The organism is Nonomuraea fastidiosa (assembly GCF_042751225.1).
In the GTDB taxonomy this organism is placed as follows: Bacteria; Actinomycetota; Actinomycetes; order Streptosporangiales; family Streptosporangiaceae; genus Nonomuraea; species Nonomuraea fastidiosa.
On sequence record NZ_CP170570.1, the window covers coordinates 4,991,000 to 5,009,112 of the forward strand.

The following is an 18,113-nucleotide window of genomic DNA, read 5'->3' on the forward strand; positions in this document are numbered from 1 at the left end:
CGCCTCTCGCACGCCCTGGCCTGGTCCCCACCGCAGCAGGCCGGTCGTGCGCTGACCACAGGCCAAGCGGTGGTTGCCGACCATGTATGTGGGTTCCTTGACCCTGGACATCCTGCTCGGCGACGTCAGGTCGCTGAAGCAGAAGCGCTCCGTCGTGCGTCCGCTCATAGCCGAGCTGCAGCGCCGTTACCCCAGCATCGCGGTTGCTGAGACCGGTCATCTCGACCTGCACCGCAGAGCGGAGGTCGGCGTCGCGGTGGTTTCCGCCTCCGCGGGTAACTGCAAGGAGCTGCTGGACGCCTGCGAACGCATGGTGGCCTTCCGCCCCGAGATCGAGCTGCTGTCGGCCCGGCAGCGGCTCTTCACCGACGAAGATTGAACGACTGCACGCCAGGTCGTGCGTGAGGGGGAGCGAACATGGTGGATGCCGCACGAGCGCGCAAGCTCGCCGACCGCATCCAGCAGATCGTCGCCGAGATGCTGGAGCGTCGGATCAAGGATCCGCGTCTGGGCTTCGTGACCGTGACCGACACGCGCGTCACCGCCGACCTGCGCGACGCGACGGTGTTCTACACGGTGTTCGGCTCCGAGGCCGAGCGCGCCGACAGCGCCGCCGCTCTCGAAAGCGCCAAGGGCATCATCCGCTCCGAGGTGGGCCGCCAGACCGGGGTGCGGTTCGCACCGACGCTGACGTTCAAGCACGACCCCCTGCCCGACAGCGCCCGCCACCTCGACGACCTCATCACCGCCGCCCGCGCGCGCGACGCCGAGGTGGCGCGGCAGGCCCGGAACGCCTCCTACGCCGGCGACGCCGACCCCTACCGCAAGCCCGACGACGAGGAGGATCTCGAAGCGGACGCGCAGAGCGTGAGCGGCAGGGACGACCAGGCGTGACGCCCGACGTTCGCGACAGGACCGAGCGCCCGCCTCGCCTCGAGCGGCGTCCGTCCGACGGCTGTCCCATACCCGAGGAGTCGTGGGATCGCGCGCTGCGGCTCATCGGGGAGGCCGACGAGGTCGCGCTGGCCTGCCACGTGACGCCCGACGGCGACGCCCTGGGCTCGATGCTGGCGGTCGCGTTCGTGCTGCGCTCGATGGGCAAGCGGGTGGTGGCCTCGTTCGGCGACCGGCACTTCGCGGTGCCGCGGCTGCTGCGCTTCCTGCCCGGCCAGGAGATGCTGGTCGCGCCGGACGACTACCCCGCCGCGCCCGACCTGATGATCGTCTTCGACTGCTCGACGTTCGAGCGGATCGGGCTGCTCGGCGCCAACGCGGCCTCGGCGCGCGAGGTGATCGTGGTCGATCACCACCCCTCCAACTCCGGGTTCGGCTCGCTCGACCTCATCGACGCCGACGCCGCGGCCACCGCCATGCTCGCCGAGCAGCTCGTCTACCGGCTCGGCGGGCGGCTCGACCGCGACATCGCCACCTGCCTGTACGCCGGCCTCGTCACCGACACCGGATCGTTCCGGTACTCCTCGACCACACCGGCCGTGCACCAGATGGCGGCCAGGCTCGTGGCCACCGGGCTGCGCACCGACGAGATCGCCCGCGAGCTGTGGGACCGCTCCCCGTTCGGCTATCTCAAGGTGCTGGCCAACGCGCTGGAGCGGGTGTCGCTGGAGGGTGACATGGTGTGGACGTACGTGACCCGGGTGGACCGGGCCGCGTACGGGCTGCCGTACTCCGAGCTCGAAGGCATCATCGACGTCGTCCGCCGTACCGACGAGGCACAGGTCGCCGTCGTGCTCAAGGAGGACGACTACGGCGACTGGCAGGTGTCCACCCGGTCGAAGGGCGCCGTGGACGTGGCCGCGGTCTGCGCGGCGCTCGGCGGCGGCGGCCACCACAACGCGGCCGGGTTCACCTCCTATGACACCGTCGAGGAGACCATGACGAAGTTCCGTCGCGAGCTGCGGAAGGTTACCTGAATGGCCGAGAGCGGTCTGATCATCGTCGACAAGCCGGCAGATTGGACCTCCCACGACGTGGTGGCCAAGATGCGGCGCATCGCCGGCACCCGCAGGGTGGGGCACGCGGGCACGCTCGACCCGATGGCGACCGGCGTGCTGGTGCTCGGTGTGGAGAAGGCGACCAGGCTGCTCGGTCACCTCATGCTGACCGAGAAGGAATACCGCGCCACGATCCGGCTCGGCGTGAGCACCAACACCGACGACGCCGAGGGCGAGGTCACCGCCACGGCGTCGGCCGCCGGGGTCGGCGAGGCCGAGATAGGCAAGGGCGTCGAAGCGCTCACCGGCGCCATCATGCAGGTCCCGCCGCAGGTCAGCGCCATCAAGGTGAACGGCCAGCGCGCCTACAAGAAGGCGCGGGCGGGCGAGGAGGTCGAGCTCGCGGCCCGGCCCATCACCGTGAGCTCGTTCGACGTGCTCGACATCCGGCCGGAGGGCGACGTCGTGGACGTCGACGCCGTCGTGGTCTGCTCCAGCGGCACCTACATCCGCTCGCTGGCCCGCGACCTCGGCGCCGCGCTCGGCGTCGGCGGGCACCTCACCGCGCTGCGCCGCACCCGCGTCGGCCCGTACGACCTGTCGATGGCCAAGACCATCGACCGGCTCGCCGAGCACTGCGAGGTCCTGCCCATCGGCGAGGCGGTCGCCGCGGCCTTCCCGCGCCGCGACGTCACAGCCGAGGAGGCGCGCCTGGTCGCCCATGGCGGGCGGCTGCCGGCCGCCGGGCTCGGCGATGGGCCGATCGGCGTGTTCGGGCCGGATGGCGAGCTGCTCGCGCTGGTGGAGGAGAAGGGCGGCGCCGCCAGGCCGCTCGCCGTCTTCGCCGGCTGACCCCCGGCCGAGCGCGCCCGAAACCGGTTGCGCCCGAAGCGGATCGTGCCAAAGCCGACTGTGCCCGAAGCCGGTTGCGCCTGAAGCCGGCGGGATCTCGCCCGAAGCCGGTTGCGCTCGCTCGAAAGGGCGGAGCCCCGCCCCTCCCGAGCAGGTCAGCGGGGCTTGCGGGCGACGATGATGTCGCGGACGATCGCCTGGTCCACCCAGTGCTCGAAGTCGGGGTAGTCCATCACCTCGAGCCCCGCGCCGGTCAGGATGCGGGCGAGCTCGTCGCTCTTGCCGCCGTAGGTGTTCCACGCGATGCCCATCGCGCCGCCCGGCCGCAGCAGCTCGGCCCAGATCGGCACCGCCCGCCCGAGCAGCTCAAGGGGACTGCGGGACAGCCCGCCGCCGCCCTTGCTGCCGTGCTGCACGCCGTACGGGGCGTCGGTCGCCACCACGTCGAACGAGCGCGGCTTGAAGAACTCGCGGCTCTTGAGCGTGTCGGCGTTCACCACGGTCAGGCGCTGCACGTCACCGCGCTTGTACGCCTCCTTCGACAGCCCGAACGCGACGTCGAGCCGCCGCCCGACCAGCGCCCGGTCACGCCGCACCGGCACCACCTCGGCAGTGTGCTTGAGCCGCTTGTTGCGCAGCCACGTCTTGATGAAGCCGGTGTAGGCCTCGAAGTCCTTGCCGTCGACGTCGAGGCCGGCCGCGTCGTAGCCGTACATGAGGGCCTGGTTGAGCGTGGTGCCGCGGCCGCACAGCGGGTCGAACACGGTGAGCCCGTCGCCCAGCCCCTTGTCGCCCGCCAGCGCGGTGACGTTGAGCAGCAGCTTGGTGAAGTGCTCGTTGGTCTTGCCGGCGTACTTCTGGATGGTGAGCAGGTCGCTGCTGAGCCGGTCGCGCGGCCGCACGGTGAGCGGCCTGAGCAGGTCGTCCTCGACGCCGAAGACGGCGTAGACGGAGGAGAGGTTGGACAGCAGCCCGATGTCGTCGTCGGTGAGCGGGCGCGCGGTCTCGAACGTGACGTAGGGGACGCCGCCGATGCGCGTCTCCTCGCTCGCCGTCACCTCGCCTCCGAGGGCGCGCGCGCTGAAGACGGCCAGCTCGTTGCGGGTGAGCCGGATGGAGCTCTCTCCGTAGACCCGGTTGAAAGCAGGCAGGATCAGGAGCGCGTAACGAGGCATGATGCCCGATGATAGCCCCCTCGATTGGAGGGAACGCCGGGGCGCGTGGCACGCTTGTACGGTTGATCCGGGGACGAGCGAATGGGGCCTGGCGTGCAGGGTTCGGAAAGGTCTGTGGTGACCGTCGGCGTGTACGACGGGGTCCACCTCGGGCACCAGAAGGTGGCCGGGCGGGCCGTCGCCATCGCGCGGGAGCGCGGCCTGCGCAGCGTGGTGGTGACGTTCGAGCCGCATCCCGCCGAGGTCGTGCGGCCGGGCACGCATCCACAGCGGCTGACCAGCGCGCGCCGTCGCGCCGAGCTGCTGGCCGGGCTGGGGGCCGACGCGGTCGAGACCGTCGAGTTCACCTACGACCTGTCGCGCTGGACTCCGGCCGAGTTCGCGCAGAAGATCCTGGCGGAGCGGCTGCGGGCCGCGGTCGTGGTGGTGGGGGCCGACTTCCGCTTCGGCCACGGGGCCGCGGGCGACGTGGAGACGCTGCGTACGCTGGGCGACAAATACGACTTCGAGGTGGAGAGCGTGCCCAGGATCGACGACATCTCGTCCACCTCGATCCGCGAGCGGATCGCGGCAGGAGACGTGGCCGGCGCCGCGGCCGGGCTGGGCCGCCCGCACCGGGTGGAAGGCGTGGTCGTACGCGGCTACCAGCGCGGCCGTCAGCTCGGCTTCCCCACGGCCAACGTCGAGACGCCGCCGCACACCGCGATCCCCGCCGACGGCGTCTACGCCGGCTGGCTGCAGTGCGTGCCGGTGAACAACCTGCCCGCGCTCTACGACGGCGAGCGCTGGCCCGCCGCCATCTCGATCGGGACGAATCCGACGTTCGAGGGGGTGCCGCGCACGGTCGAGGCGTACGCTTTGGACCGGGACGATCTGGAGCTGTACGGTGCCCACGTGGCGGTCGAGTTCGCCGACCGGCTGCGCGGCAACACCCGCTTCGACTCGATCGACGCGCTCATCGCGCAGATTCACGCCGATGTGGAGGCCACGCGACGCCTGACGAGCTGACGAGCCGCCCGCGCAGGGCGCATCTCGACTCGGACACGACCGCCTCGTGCACTCGACGCAAGGTGGTAACCTTGCATGTCGGCTCTGTACCGGCGGCGCTGTGCGCTGCCCATGACGGCCTTCACGCGGCGGCTGTAGGCACGCACGGTCGTTCGCGCTTCCCTTTCATTCGCGCGTGCCCGTAGATCCGAAGGAGAGCCGTGTCCCTCGACACCGCTACCAAGAAGAGCATCATCGAAGAGTACGCGACGAGCGAGGGCGACACCGGGTCGCCCGAGGTGCAGGTCGCGCTGCTCAGCAAGCGCATCAGCGAGCTCACCGAGCACCTCAAGACGCACAAGCACGACCACCACAGCCGTCGTGGTCTGCTGCTTCTGGTGGGTCGCCGGCGTCGCCTGCTGAAGTACCTGCAGAAGGTCGACATCCAGCGCTACCGTTCGCTCATCGAACGGCTGGGTCTGCGCCGATAACATGACGAGGGAGCGGCCTGCGCCGCTCCCTTCTCATATGGGGTAGGACCCAAGGAGGGCGCGTGGCGGCGTGAAAACCGCCCCGCGCCTGACGTACAACTGAAGATCAGAGACACACAGCCCCCGCGTCCGCTCAGCACCATGCGACCCGCGACGCCTGCGGGCCGGTCCTCGGTAGTGGCTTCCGGTGAGAACGCACTTATCCGGGCGCTTCGATCGAAGACCGGCGCTGCACCTAACGAGGGTGCCGGTGAGAAGGGCGCGGGTGACCGACCCACAAGGAGGTCCCCCGTGGAGGGTGTCCACACTGCTGAAGCCGTCATAGACAACGGCTCATTCGGCACGCGCACGATCCGGTTCGAGACCGGTCGGCTCGCGCGTCAAGCGGCGGGATCCGCCGTCGCCTATCTCGACAACGAGACCATGGTCCTGTCCGCGACCACCGCGTCCAAGACGCCGAAGGACCAGTTCGACTTCTTCCCGCTGACGGTCGACGTCGAAGAGCGCATGTACGCCGCGGGCCGCATCCCCGGCTCGTTCTTCCGCCGCGAGGGCCGTCCCTCCGAGGACGCGATCCTCACCTGCCGGCTGATCGACCGGCCGCTGCGCCCGTCGTTCGTCAAGGGCCTGCGCAACGAGGTGCAGGTCGTCGCCACCGTCATGGCGCTCAACCCCGACCACCTCTACGACGTGGTCGCCATCAACGCCGCGTCGCTGTCCACGCAGCTCGCCGGCCTGCCCTTCTCCGGCCCGATCGGCGGCGTGCGGGTCGCGCTGATCGACGGCCAGTGGGTGGCGTTCCCGACGCACCACGAGCTGGAGCGCGCCACCTTCGACATGGTCGTGGCGGGCCGGGTGCTCGACGACGGCGATGTGGCCATCATGATGGTCGAGGCCGAGTCCACCAAGGACACGCTCAAGCTCGTCGCCGAGGGCGCCGTCGCCCCGACCGAGGAGACGGTCGCGCAGGGCCTTGAGGCGGCCAAGCCGTTCATCAAGGTGCTGTGCGAGGCGCAGACCCGCATCGCGCAGGTCGCCGGCAAGGAGACCGCCGAATACCCGATCTTCCTCGACTACCAGGACGACGTCTACGCCGCCGTCGAGGCCGCGATCAAGACCGAGCTGGCCGCCGCGCTGACCATCGCCGCCAAGCAGGAGCGCGAGAACGAGCTCGAGCGGGTCAAGGCGCTCGCCGCCGAGAAGCTCCTGCCCGAGTTCGAGGGCCGCGAGAAGGAGATCTCCGCCGCGTTCCGCGCGGTGATGAAGAAGCTGATGCGCGAGCGCGTCATCAAGGAGGGCGTGCGCATCGACGGCCGCGGCACCAAGGACATCCGCGCGCTGTCCGCCGAGGTCCACGTGGTGCCCCGGGTGCACGGCTCGGCGCTGTTCGAGCGCGGCGAGACCCAGATCCTCGGCATCACCACGCTCAACATGCTGCGCATGGAGCAGGTCATCGACACGCTCAACCCCGAGCGGACCAAGCGCTACATGCACAACTACAACTTCCCGCCCTACTCCACCGGTGAGACCGGCCGGGTGGGCTCGCCCAAGCGCCGCGAGATCGGTCACGGCGCGCTGGCCGAGCGGGCGCTGATCCCGGTGCTGCCGTCGCGTGAGGAGTTCCCGTACGCGATCCGCCAGGTGTCGGAGGCGCTCGGCTCCAACGGCTCCACCTCGATGGGCTCGGTCTGCGCCTCGACGATGTCGCTGCTCGACGCCGGCGTGCCGCTCAAGGAGATGGTCGCGGGCATCGCGATGGGCCTGATCGGCGAGGGCGACACCTACGTCACGCTGACCGACATCCTGGGCGCGGAAGACGCCATGGGCGACATGGACTTCAAGGTCGCCGGCACCAAGGACCTCATCACCGCCCTGCAGCTCGACACCAAGCTCGACGGCATCCCGGCCCACGTGCTGGCCGCCGCGCTCAAGCAGGCCAAGGGCGCCCGCCTGGCGATCCTCGACGTGATGCAGGAGGCGATCGACTCCCCGGCGGAGATGAACCCGACCGCGCCGCGCATCATCACCATCAAGGTCCCGGTCGACAAGATCGGCGAGGTCATCGGCCCCAAGGGCAAGATGATCAACCAGATCCAGGACGACACCGGCGCCGAGATCACCATCGAGGACGACGGCACCATCTACATCGGTGCCACCGACGGTCCGTCCGCCGAGGCCGCCCGTTCGGCGATCAACGCCATCGCCAACCCGCACATGCCCGAGGTGGGCGAGCGCTACCTCGGCACGGTCGTCAAGATCGCCGCGTTCGGCGCGTTCATCTCGCTCATGCCGGGCAAGGACGGCCTGCTCCACGTCTCGCAGATCCGCAAGCTGCACGGCGGCAAGCGCATCGAGAACGTCGAGGACGTCATGACGGTCGGCGAGAAGATCCAGGTCGAGATCGCCGAGATCGACGGCCGCGGCAAGCTCTCGCTGGTGCCGGTCGAGGTCATCGAGAAGGAGGCCGCGGAGAGAGAGGCCAAGGCCGCCGAGAGCGCCGCCGAGCCGGACGAGGCGTCCGCCGCCCCGGCCGCCGAGGACAAGCCGGAGCGGCCGCGCCGCACCCGCACCCGCGTGCGCACCCGCAGCAGCTCCTCCTCCGAGGGAGACGACCGGAACTCGTGACCACGACCACGCTGCACCCCGGCAAGGACGGAGCCGGGGTGGTAAGGCGCACCGTCCTCCCGGGTGGGCTGCGTGTGGTGACCGAGACCATGCCGACCGTGCGGAGCGTCGCGGTCGGCATGTGGGTCGGCATCGGCTCGCGTGACGAGGCCCCCGAGCACATGGGGGCCACGCACTTCCTCGAACACCTGCTGTTCAAGGGCACCCCCACGCGCGACGCCATGGAGATCTCCGCCTCCATCGAGGGGATCGGCGGTGAGATCAACGCCTTCACCGCCAAGGAGTACACCTGCTACTACGCGCGGGTCCTCGACGAGGACCTGCCGATCGCGGTCGACGTGCTCGCCGACGTCGTGACCAGCTCGCTGGTGACCGAGGACGACGTCGAGTCCGAGCGTGGCGTGATCCTCGAGGAGATCGCCATGCACGACGACGACCCCTCCGACGTCGTGCACGAGCAGTTCGCCGCCACCCTCTACGGCGACTCGCCGATCGGCCGGCCCATCCTGGGCACGGTCGAGTCCATCAACGCGCTCGGCCGCGAGCGCATCGCCGAGTACTACCACCGCTTCTACCGGCCGCGCCGCACCGTCGTGTCGGTGGCGGGCAACGTCCGGCACGAAGAGGTCGTCGAGCTGGTCGCCAGGGCGTACGAGCGGGCGGGGGCGCTGTCCGGCCCCGCCGAGTTCGAGCCGCCGCGCACCAGCGGTCCCGGCGCCGAGACCCGCTCCGGCATCGCGGTGCTCGACCGGCCCACCGAGCAGGCCAACCTGGTGCTCGGCACCACCGGCCTGTCGCGCACCGACGACCGCAGGTTCGCGCTCGGCGTGCTCAACGCGGCGCTCGGCGGCGGCATGTCGTCGCGGCTCTTCCAGGAGATCAGGGAGAAGCGCGGCCTGGCCTACTCCGCCTACAGCTACACCTCGGCCTACGCCGATACCGGCCAGTTCGGCATCTACGTGGGCTGTCTGCCGTCCAAAATCGACGACGTGCTGAAGATCTGCCGCGACGAGGTCTCCAGAGTGGTGGCCGAGGGGCTCACCGCCGACGAGATCGCCCGCGGCAAGGGACAGATGCGCGGCGGGCTCGTGCTCGGCCTTGAGGACACCGGCTCGCGGATGTCCCGCATCGGCAAGAACGAGCTGGTCTACGACGAGCTGATGTCGGTCGACGAGGTGCTCGCGCGCATCGACGCCGTCACCCCGGACGAGATCGCCGAGATCGCCGCCGACGTGCTCAACCGGCCGCTCACACTGGCCGTCATCGGCCCGTACGGCGACAAGGACTTCAGCTACGCCATCCGCTGAACTCCGCTTGGGTTCGGCGGAGCTCTCGGCTCGGGCCGGCTGTGATCCGCTTGGGTTCGGCGGAGCTCTCGGCTCGGGCCGGCTGTGATCCGCTTGGGTTCGGCGGAGCTCCCGGCTCGGGCCGGCTGTGATCCGCTTGAGACGCGCGCCGCCGCGTCCGCCCCGCCTCCGCCCCGCCTGCGACGACGGCGGGGCGGCGGCACGATAGGCTCGCTCTGTGATCAGGGTAGGAGTGCTGGGCGCCCGGGGACGTGTGGGCGTCGAGGTGTGCAAGGCGGTCGAGGCGGCCGGCGACATGGAGCTGGTGGCCGCGCTCGACAAGGACGACTCCATCGAGCAGCTCGCGGGCGCCGAGGTGGTGGTCGACTTCACCCATCCCGACGTGGTGATGGGCAACCTCGAATGGGCCATCGGCCACGGCATCCACCCGGTGGTGGGCACCACCGGCTTCACCGAGGAACGGCTCGAGACCGTACGCGGGTGGCTGGCGGCCAACCCGGGCACCAACTGCCTGATCGCCCCCAACTTCGGCATCGCCGCCGTCCTCATGATGCACTTCGCGCAGCAGGCCGCCCGCTACTTCGAGTCGGCCGAGATCGTCGAGCTGCACCACCCCAACAAGGCCGACGCGCCGTCCGGCACGGCCCGGCGTACCGCCGAGCTGATCTCCGAGGCGCGCGCCAAGGCCGGGCTGGGGGCGATGCCCGACGCGACCACCACCGCGCTCGACGGCTCCCGCGGAGCCGAGGTCGGTGGCGTCCACGTCCACGCGGTGCGCCTGTCGGGGCTGATCGCCCACCAGGAGGTGCTGCTCGGCGGCGACGGCGAAATCCTGACGATCCGCCACGACACGATGAGCAGGGCCGCGTTCACGCCCGGCGTGCTGCTCGGCGTGCGCCGCGTACGCGAGCTGCCCGGCCTCACCGTGGGCCTGGAGCCGCTGCTCGACCTCTAGCGCTCGGTTGCACACGACGTGCCCACGCTCGCACACGCGGACGTGGGCACGTCGTGAGGAGAGGGTCCCGGCTCCGCACAGCCGGGCCTACGATCTTCAACCCTAATATGCGCGGCGAGGTTCGCCCGAAACATGAGAACGTGTCGTCATGGTGCGATGGGCTGAGAAGGACGAGCTGGCAGAACTGGTGCCGATCGAGCTGGCCGCCGACCGGCTGTTCGAGCAGGTCGGCATCGTGTTCCCGCCCGGCACCACCATGATCGAAGAGGTCACCGATCCCGGGTCGGTGCTGGTCGAGGGCACCCCGCCCGCCGGGTTCGCGCTCATCGGCCAGGTCGACGGCAACGTCCATCTCGACCAGCTCGCCGTACGTCCCGAGCGCATGCGGCAGGGCATCGGCGGGCGGCTCGTGGCGGCCGTGCTCGACCACGCGCGCGCCTGCGGAGCGCCCGGCGTGACGCTGACGACGTTCAGGGACGTGCCGTGGAACGCCCTCTGGTACGCCCGCAACGGCTTCTCCGTGCTGCCTGAAGGCGCGTGGGGGCCGGAGATGCGGGAGCTGGTGGCGCATGAGCGGGAGCTCGGGATCGAGGTCGCGCCGCGCGTCGTCATGCACCACGCCACCTGAAGGTGCGGCTTCTTCAGCCCGCTACGCCGTCTAGAGCGTCGCCTCCTCAGCCTGCCATGCCGTTTAGGGCGTCGCTTCCTCAGCGTGCGGTGCCGTTTAGGGCGTCGCTTCCTCAGCGTGCGGTGGCGTCTGGGGCGTCGCTTCCTCAGTGTGCGGTGGCGTCTGGGGCGTCGCTTCTTCAGCCTGCCATGCCGTCTTGGGCATCGCCTCCTCAGCCCGCCGCGTTGTCCGGGGCGTGGCGGGGTTGCCCGGCTAGCCTGGGGCGCGTTGGGGCGGCTCTTCGAAGCGGGAGCGCTTGGGCGGCTCGCCGCTCACCTTCTCCACGATCGAGGCCGCGATCTGGTGCACCTTGACGTTGCGGTCCTGCGAGATCTGCCGGAGCAGTTCGAACGCCTGCCCCGCCGTGCACCGGCGCTGCGCCATGACGATGCCGAGCGCCTGATCGATCACCGCCCGGGTGGTCAGCGCCTCCTTGAGCTGGCCGGCCACCTCGCGCATGCGGGCCACGTCCAGCGCCGCCCGGAACAGCACTCCCACGTGCGCCGCCGTCACGCGCATCGCCACCCACGTCTCGTCGGCGAACCCGCCGGGACGGCGCGAGTAGAGCGTCAGGACGCCGAGCAGCGCCCCCTGCGACTCCAGCGGCTCGCAGTGCACCCCGCGCACCTGCTCGGCCGCCGCCAGGAACCGCGGCCAGCGCGACTCGGCCCGCAGGTCGAGCGACGTCACCGGCCCTCCGCCCTCGATCACGTCGAGCAGCGGGCCCTGCCCCGTGGCGCGCTGCACGCCGTCCAGCAGCTCGGCGAGCCCGTCGGAGCTGGCCACCGTGGACAGCTCGCCGGGGCGGCGCAGCACGATGCTCAGCATGGGGGAGTCGGGCATCGCCCGCCTGGCGATGGCCACGCACTCGGCGAGTGCGCGCTCGAACTCCTCGATGTCGGTGGGCACGCTGGCCCGTTCGGCCATGATCCCTCGCGCTCGTCGGCGTGCTCGTGCCCTAAGGCTAACGGCTCACGCGCGCCCCTACGAGGGTCAAACGCCTGACCTCGGCAGTGGCCGCTCGTTGCCCATGGAGCCCGGCTCTTGCGGGCCGGTGCCTGCCCTGCCTCGTCGAGCCCAATCGTCAGGACGCGCGCCGGGCCGCCGTCTATCGCCGAATGGTCGCTCGCCCGCCGAGGTCAGCGACCGGCGACTTGATGACCGGGCGACCGGGTTGATGACCGGGCGACTTGATGACCGGGCGAGCGCCCGCGGGCCGGTTCGCCGGTCAGAAGACGAGGGCCAGCCCCACCGCGAAGAGCGCGCCGTACGCCATCTGCAGCTTGCCCGTCTGCTGCAGCACCGTGATGAGCGCAGGACCCACGGCCTTCCTCAGCACCGCCTTGATCGGGGCCGCCGCCAGCGGCGCAGCCAGCAGCGCCAGCGCCGCCCACGGCGTGATCGGCACCATCGCCAGCGCCACCACGTACGGGATGACCTGGCAGGCCACGTAGAGCGTACGGGTGCGCTCGGCGCCCAGCCGCACCGCCAGCGTGCGCTTGCCCGACTCGCCGTCGGTGACGACGTCGCGCAGGTTGTTGACCACCAGCATCGAGCACGACAGCAGGCCCACCGGGATCGAGGCGATCAGCGCCGCCCAGCTCAGCTGCTCGGTCTGCACGTACGCGGTGCCCACCACCGGCACGATGCCGAAGAACACGAAGACGGCCAGCTCGCCGAGCCCGCGGTAGCCGTACGGATGCTTGCCGCCGGTGTAGAACCAGGCAGCCGCGATGGCCGCCGCACCCACGAGCAGCACCCACCACGCCTGCGTGACCAGCACCAGCACGAGCCCCAGCACCGCCGCGACCGCGAACGAGCCCAGCGCCGCCGCCAGCACCTGCTTCGGCGGCGCCACCCGCGAGCCGACCAGCCGCATCGGGCCGACCCGCTGGTCGTCGGTGCCGCGGATGCCGTCGCTGTAGTCGTTGGCGTAGTTGACGCCGATCTGCAGCGACAGCGCCACGAACAGCGCCAGGACCGCCCGCCACCACACGAAGCCGCCCTCGCCGATCGCCACGCCGGTGCCCACCATGACGGGCACGATCGCGTTAGGCAGCGTGCGCGGGCGTGCGCCGGCGATCCACTGGCCGGGGGTTGCCATGTTCGTTCCTCAACCTCTAGCTGATGTCGGTGGCGAGCCGGATCATCCTGATCGGGCGGCCCATGTCGAGCACGCGCTCGGCCATGTCCTCGCCCCAACCGGCCGACTCCAGGAAACCGAGCACAGCGTAATTATCGGCGAACACCCACGTGACGATCTGCCGGAAGCCGTCCTCCCTGAGGTAGTCGACGGTCGCGTTGAGCAGGCGGCTGCCATGACCCCGGCGTACGAAGTCGGGATCGACCAGCAGCGTCAGCATCTCGGCCGTCACGCTGGGGTCGAGGTCGGGGTCCTCGGCCGGCGCATGAGAGGCCAGCCCCACCACACGTTCACCACCACGAGGAGTGACCAGCGCGGCGCTGCCACCCGCGCCGAGGGCGGGGAAGCCCTCGGTGTCGAGGATGGTCTCCACCGCCACCAGCACCCGATGCATGGGGCTGGGCGGGGCGGCGATCGCCTCGTCCCACTGGCGCAGCCACATCTTCTCGGCCGCCGCGCCGGTCATCTGCTCGAGTGGACCTTCCGGGAGGAAATCCCGATAGCCATAGCGCCAGGCGCGGATCTGAGTGTTCGCAACCTGGAGCACATCCTCGCGCCGGGCCGCCCGGACGCCTACGTCTGCCATCTCGGCCCGCTCCTTCGCCTGCCGTTCATGCCACAAGGCACGAGTTACACCGTATCGGTGTTTGACCCTTGAGGACGACGCGAACCCCGCTTCCTCGCCCGGTAAGCGCGTGTCTTGGTCCGGTTGCCGCAAACCCTCATGGAACACCACGAGCGGGAACGGTTCTTCGACGAGTCGATGAACGCCCACTGGCACGTTCCCTCCGCGCACACCTTCAGCCGGTCCCACGACGCCGTCATGACCGCCGCGGCGATACGCGCCAGCCCGCCCCGCACGCCGTCCGCCACCGGAACCAGACCCGGACCCTCCTCCGGAGTCACCAGCACCCGCAGAGGGAGCTGCGGCAGGTCGGCCGCCTCGCGCCTGAGCGCCGCCCGCAGGCCCTCACGCAGCTCGTGAGCGATCCGCAGGTCGTCGTCGGTCGCGCGGTCGTGGGCGCCGGCCAGGCCGCGCTCGCGCAGCCACAGGGCCAGCTCCGAGGGGGAGGACAGCTCGTCCGCCTGGGTTTCGACGTCGAAGGTGTTCACGAAGTCGCGCACGAGCTCCGTGGAGAACGGCATGTCAGTCACTCTACTGCGCGTAGCGGGCATCATGATCAGCAGGTGGGCCGGCGTCGTGAACGTGGCGTCTTTTCGATGACCGTGGGGTGCCGCACACGTTCTCGGTGTGATCGTGAGGCCGGGCCGCGAGACCGCCCGCGATGGTCGTGGCGAAGCGACGCCGACGTGCGGCGCGGCGTCCTATGCCCGCGACGACTACCTGCGATGACATGCGTGCGATGACTGCCTGCGTCGGCTGTGTGCGATGCCTGCGTGAGATGCCTGCGTGAGATGCCTGCCTGCGATAACGCCGCTCAGGATGGGAAAGGCAGGAGGGGAGAGAAGGTGTCACCATGGCGGACCTCACGATCCCGGACGGCGGCTTCTGGCCGGCGCCGGACATCCCACAGCCCAACATCTACCCGATGGAATGGCGAGTCGAGACCGAGAAGCTCGCCGCCATCTACGAGAAGTCGAAGCGCGTCGTCTGGAACCCCGCCGACCTGCCCTGGGACGCCCTGGACCCCGGCGAGTTCACCCGCGAGCAGCGGCTCGGCATCATGTACTGGTTCTCCGTGCTCGCCAACTTCGACGCCTCCGGCCCCGCCGTCTTCGCCCGCGCCACCATCCAGGCGTTCGAGCGACACGAAGAGGACCCGGTCAGGAAGTGCTTCTTCTCGATCACCCGCGACGAGATGAACCACGAGGAGTGCTGCCAGCGCACCATCGCCCGCCTGTGGCCCGGCGGCCCCCTCGACTGGACCCCGTCCGACGACCTCGAAGCCGCCGCCCACAACAACATCGGCTGGCTCTATCACAACGGCGGCCGCTACTGGAACGGCTACAGCGCCGCCGTCGGCCGGTACTCCCTGCCGGTCCTGTTCACCAGCTTCATGATGGGCGAGATGGCCGCCTCCACGCTCTTCCGCGGCATGGCCTCGGGCACCCGCCATCCTGTCTTCAGCGAAATGTTCCAGCGCATCGGCCGCGACGAGTCCCGCCACCTCCAGATCTGCATGACCATCCTGGAGAACGAGTGGCCCGGCCTCACCGATGACACCCGCGTCCTCATCACCCGTCAGCTCAGAGCCGGGTTCGTCTTCCTCAGCATGATCCTCTGGGAGCCCCCTGAGGGCTTCTGGGAGCTCCCGCCGTACTTCCTGCCCAACCACCGCGTCCTCATGGGCCACGCCCGGCAGGCCGGGCTAGGGGTGCTGTCGTACGAGGAGCAGGCCGAGAACTGGCGGATCGCCATGGCCCACGTACGCGCCATCGTCGAGCGCTGGGGGATCGACTTCCCCGCCATCCCGGAGCTCGACCTAGAAGGCGTGCAGGTAGACGTCGTCGACCCGGAGGACATCATCCCGGTCTTCTAGCGCCTCGTAGCATGGCCGCGTATGGCTCGTAGCATGGCCGCGTATGGACCAGACCTGCGATCGTGCGGACTCTCGACGCGCCGGGTGAGCCGCGTACCTCCCGCTGACTGATCGGGCGCTCATCGACCTGAAGCCGACCGCCCTGAGCGCTGTCTGGACTGGCTGCCGTCTGGGCGGGGCTGTCCAGCCCGGATACTGCCCGGCCTGGATGCTGTCCGACCACGAGCCCGCGACAGCCGGGCGGTACCGGCTCGGCACCAGACTGCTGTGCGACGTCTCGCCGTACCAGGCGTCCCGGCACCGGCTATCACGACGGACACCACATCACCACACCATCGTGACCAGGGACATCACCGCCGCCGCGGACCCAGCAACCCGTGCGGCCAGCCACCCGACAAGCCCTCTTCTCGGTCCTGCTGCCGTGCGCCGCCTACCCACCATCGCGAGCCGTGTCCGTCTCGGGTGATCAAGGGCTGATGAGTCCGTCCTTCCTCGCCGTCTAGGGCGGCCGCCCACCTCCGAGTGGACGCCTGATGGCAGTGTTGGTGCGCCGGTCGCCTCGGAGTGGACGCCTGATGGCAGTGTTGGTGCGCCGGTCGCCTCGGAGTGGACGCCTGATGGCAGTGTTGGTGCGCCGGTCGCCTCGGAGTGGACGCCTGATGGCAGTGTTGGTGCGCCGGTCACCTCCGAGCGGAAGCCTGATGACAATGCTTGTGCGCTGGCCACCTCGGAGCGGACGCATGATCGCAACGCTCGCGCGCCGACCACCAGCGAACCGCGTCTTCGGCCTCGTCACCGTAGTCGCCGAACCGCCTGTGAGCCGGATTCCTCAACGTCGCCCGTCGTGGGCGCGCAGCGCCGCGCCCTGCGTGCACCCGCGCGCGCCCTGCGTGCCCCACCGCGCCCGCCGCGCGCGTCACCCGGTCGGCCACCCGCAAACCGCGCCTTCGCCCTCGTCGCCCTGGGCACCGCAGCGTCCGCGAGTCGTGCCCCTTGGCGTAGCCGCGGGCGGAGTGAGCGGTTGTCTACCAGCGGCAGGGGCAGGAGCAGTACACGGGTGACAGGCCGCACGCGGCCACAGGAACGGCGAGCGGAGGGAGGCCACGCTGACATTGCAGCGCTTTGCCCTGCCGCGCCTTGCGTGGCCTTAGCCCAAGTCAACCCAAGTCGCCCTGTCGCGTCCGGCACCGCATCAGTACGGGGTGCCGGCCCTGCCCTGTGCCGCGTTAGCTCGGCTTGCCCCGCCGCGCCTTGCCGCGGTGTTTGCCGGATGGCTGCGATGCCGCGTTGTTCGCAGCCTTAACCGGCCCTCGGAGGTCGGGTGTCGTCGGCCACCGTTCCTCTTGGCAGACGAAGCTGCCGCGATAGGGAACGCTGTACACCCACCCCTCGTCGCGCAGCAGCGAAATGGCCCGCCGTACGGTCTCGCGCGCGGCCCCATACGTTCGCACCAACGCGATCTCGCTAGGAATCTGTTGCCCGGCGACCAGTTCACCGCCCTTTATCCGCTCCCGGATTTCTCCGGCGATATACCGATAAAGCGGTATACTCCGGCTTACCGGTCGTATTTCTCCCGGTGTACTGACGAATGTGCCCTGCCCTTGCCGGGTGTGGACCAGCCCTTGATTGCGTAGCACGCGAATCGCCTTGCGTGCCGTCGTACGCGCGACGTTGAATTCCCGCTGGATTCCCGCCTCGCTGATAATCACGTCTCCAGGCGAGTGTTCGGCGATGATGCGCGACCGGATGACCTCGCTGATCTGGAGATAGAGATATCTGTCGCCCTCGCGATTCAGCACGCCCCAAGAGTATCCAACGGAACGGCAGCAGGAAGGCCAATTAGGAACCAGGGCTTATGCGTCATTTCCCCGGTGGGGTCAGCTTTGTTCCCGAGACAAGGCATGGTAGACGTGATGGTGAGGTCACCTTTGTTTCGAGCCCAAGGCCCTGGTGGACGTGACGGTGGGCTCACCGTCGTTCCTAGGCGAAGCCTGATGGACGCCGCGATACGGAGCGGAAAAAAATCCTAGCCCCGCGCCTGAAGATGCTCTGCAACCTGGCGTGGAGTCACCCTAGCCGCGCCATTTCGCGTCTTTAGCGCTGTTCTCCGCCGCGGACCGCACAGCGGTCCGGATGGGGCGCTCTGTGTGGTGCACGGCGGTTCCGGAGTCCTTCAGTGCCCGATGGCCGGGAAGGTCGGCAGTACGCCCGCAGCAAGGGACCTCGCAGTGCATCGTCGCCCGGAACTGTAGCGGCGCAGCCATGCCGCCCACTGAAGAGTGGACGCAGACAAGCCGCCCGCTGAAGAGTGGGTGCAGCCATGCCGTCCGCTACAGAGTCACGACCCGTCGGTATGGTCGGCTGGCTTCGTAATTGTCCGTTTGGCCTGTAGATGTGCGGCGAGGCAAAGCGTCGGTTAGTGTGCGGCAATTCGCAACCCATGAGTCCAACCTGCTAT

17 protein-coding genes are annotated in these 18,113 nt (G+C 69.8%); 11 read left to right on the forward strand and 6 right to left on the reverse strand.

Annotation, left to right across the window (positions count from 1 at the left end):
- The first annotated feature begins 82 nt into the window (after nucleotides 1-82).
- Genes ACFMQL_RS23295 through truB form a run of 4 tightly spaced genes read left to right on the forward strand, consistent with a single transcriptional unit; the run spans nucleotide 83 to nucleotide 2,804 of the window.
- Nucleotides 83-379: a DUF503 domain-containing protein gene (locus ACFMQL_RS23295; protein WP_364069757.1), complete on the forward strand. Its 297-nt coding sequence runs from the start codon at nucleotides 83-85 to the stop codon at nucleotides 377-379.
- A gap of 38 nt (nucleotides 380-417) precedes the next feature.
- Nucleotides 418-894 carry a 30S ribosome-binding factor RbfA gene (gene rbfA, locus ACFMQL_RS23300; RefSeq protein WP_364069755.1) on the forward strand — a complete coding sequence of 159 codons (477 nt, stop codon included), beginning with the start codon at nucleotides 418-420 and terminating at the stop codon, nucleotides 892-894.
- A complete protein-coding gene (locus ACFMQL_RS23305; protein ID WP_364069753.1) occupies nucleotides 891-1,931 on the forward strand; it encodes a DHH family phosphoesterase in 1,041 nt (346 codons plus the stop codon). Before rbfA ends, ACFMQL_RS23305 begins: the two co-directional genes overlap by 4 nt.
- Nucleotides 1,932-2,804 carry a tRNA pseudouridine(55) synthase TruB gene (truB, locus tag ACFMQL_RS23310; protein WP_364069751.1) on the forward strand — a complete coding sequence of 291 codons (873 nt, stop codon included), beginning with the start codon at nucleotides 1,932-1,934 and terminating at the stop codon, nucleotides 2,802-2,804.
- A gap of 155 nt (nucleotides 2,805-2,959) precedes the next feature.
- Here truB and ACFMQL_RS23315 read toward each other — a convergent pair whose 3' ends face one another.
- On the reverse strand, nucleotides 2,960-3,979 hold the full coding sequence (locus tag ACFMQL_RS23315; RefSeq protein WP_378787011.1) for a TRM11 family SAM-dependent methyltransferase: 1,020 nt from the start codon (nucleotides 3,977-3,979) through the stop codon (nucleotides 2,960-2,962).
- Between the two features lie 81 nt (nucleotides 3,980-4,060).
- Here ACFMQL_RS23315 and ACFMQL_RS23320 point away from each other — a divergent pair, with 81 nt between their 5' ends.
- From ACFMQL_RS23320 to ACFMQL_RS23345, 6 genes are all read left to right on the forward strand, one after another.
- On the forward strand, nucleotides 4,061-4,987 hold the full coding sequence (locus tag ACFMQL_RS23320; RefSeq protein WP_364069747.1) for a bifunctional riboflavin kinase/FAD synthetase: 927 nt from the start codon (nucleotides 4,061-4,063) through the stop codon (nucleotides 4,985-4,987).
- 200 nt (nucleotides 4,988-5,187) lie between these two features.
- Complete coding sequence (gene rpsO / locus ACFMQL_RS23325) at nucleotides 5,188-5,457, forward strand: 30S ribosomal protein S15 (protein ID WP_378787013.1); 270 nt, start codon at nucleotides 5,188-5,190, stop codon at nucleotides 5,455-5,457.
- A gap of 291 nt (nucleotides 5,458-5,748) precedes the next feature.
- Complete coding sequence (locus ACFMQL_RS23330) at nucleotides 5,749-8,082, forward strand: polyribonucleotide nucleotidyltransferase (RefSeq protein ID WP_364069743.1); 2,334 nt, start codon at nucleotides 5,749-5,751, stop codon at nucleotides 8,080-8,082.
- Nucleotides 8,079-9,389 carry a pitrilysin family protein gene (locus ACFMQL_RS23335; RefSeq protein ID WP_364069741.1) on the forward strand — a complete coding sequence of 437 codons (1,311 nt, stop codon included), beginning with the start codon at nucleotides 8,079-8,081 and terminating at the stop codon, nucleotides 9,387-9,389. The genes ACFMQL_RS23330 and ACFMQL_RS23335 overlap by 4 nt, the downstream gene beginning before the upstream one ends.
- A gap of 217 nt (nucleotides 9,390-9,606) precedes the next feature.
- Nucleotides 9,607-10,344, forward strand: a complete 738-nt coding sequence (gene dapB, locus ACFMQL_RS23340; RefSeq protein ID WP_364069739.1) for a 4-hydroxy-tetrahydrodipicolinate reductase — start codon at nucleotides 9,607-9,609, stop codon at nucleotides 10,342-10,344.
- A 148-nt stretch (nucleotides 10,345-10,492) separates the two neighbouring features.
- Nucleotides 10,493-10,972, forward strand: a complete 480-nt coding sequence (locus ACFMQL_RS23345; RefSeq protein WP_364069737.1) for a GNAT family N-acetyltransferase — start codon at nucleotides 10,493-10,495, stop codon at nucleotides 10,970-10,972.
- Nucleotides 10,973-11,224: 252 nt separating this feature from the next.
- Here the strand turns inward: ACFMQL_RS23345 and ACFMQL_RS23350 are convergent, their stop codons facing one another.
- The 4 genes from ACFMQL_RS23350 to ACFMQL_RS23365 form a co-directional block, all read right to left on the reverse strand.
- Nucleotides 11,225-11,938: a GAF and ANTAR domain-containing protein gene (locus tag ACFMQL_RS23350; protein WP_378787016.1), complete on the reverse strand. Its 714-nt coding sequence runs from the start codon at nucleotides 11,936-11,938 to the stop codon at nucleotides 11,225-11,227.
- Between the two features lie 301 nt (nucleotides 11,939-12,239).
- Nucleotides 12,240-13,115 (reverse strand): 1,4-dihydroxy-2-naphthoate polyprenyltransferase, encoded by an 876-nt coding sequence (locus tag ACFMQL_RS23355; protein ID WP_364069733.1) that lies wholly within the window; start codon nucleotides 13,113-13,115, stop codon nucleotides 12,240-12,242.
- A 16-nt stretch (nucleotides 13,116-13,131) separates the two neighbouring features.
- A complete protein-coding gene (locus ACFMQL_RS23360; RefSeq protein WP_364069731.1) occupies nucleotides 13,132-13,620 on the reverse strand; it encodes a GNAT family N-acetyltransferase in 489 nt (162 codons plus the stop codon).
- Between the two features lie 164 nt (nucleotides 13,621-13,784).
- Nucleotides 13,785-14,279 carry a CGNR zinc finger domain-containing protein gene (locus ACFMQL_RS23365; protein ID WP_364069729.1) on the reverse strand — a complete coding sequence of 165 codons (495 nt, stop codon included), beginning with the start codon at nucleotides 14,277-14,279 and terminating at the stop codon, nucleotides 13,785-13,787.
- Nucleotides 14,280-14,632: 353 nt separating this feature from the next.
- On the opposite strand from ACFMQL_RS23365, the gene ACFMQL_RS23370 reads away from it, so the two are divergent.
- Nucleotides 14,633-15,655, forward strand: a complete 1,023-nt coding sequence (locus tag ACFMQL_RS23370; protein WP_364069727.1) for a hypothetical protein — start codon at nucleotides 14,633-14,635, stop codon at nucleotides 15,653-15,655.
- A 1,226-nt stretch (nucleotides 15,656-16,881) separates the two neighbouring features.
- Here ACFMQL_RS23370 and ACFMQL_RS23375 read toward each other — a convergent pair.
- Nucleotides 16,882-17,454, reverse strand: coding sequence for a GntR family transcriptional regulator (locus ACFMQL_RS23375; RefSeq protein ID WP_378787018.1), 573 nt, complete (start codon nucleotides 17,452-17,454; stop codon nucleotides 16,882-16,884).
- Nucleotides 17,455-18,113: the final 659 nt, after the last annotated feature.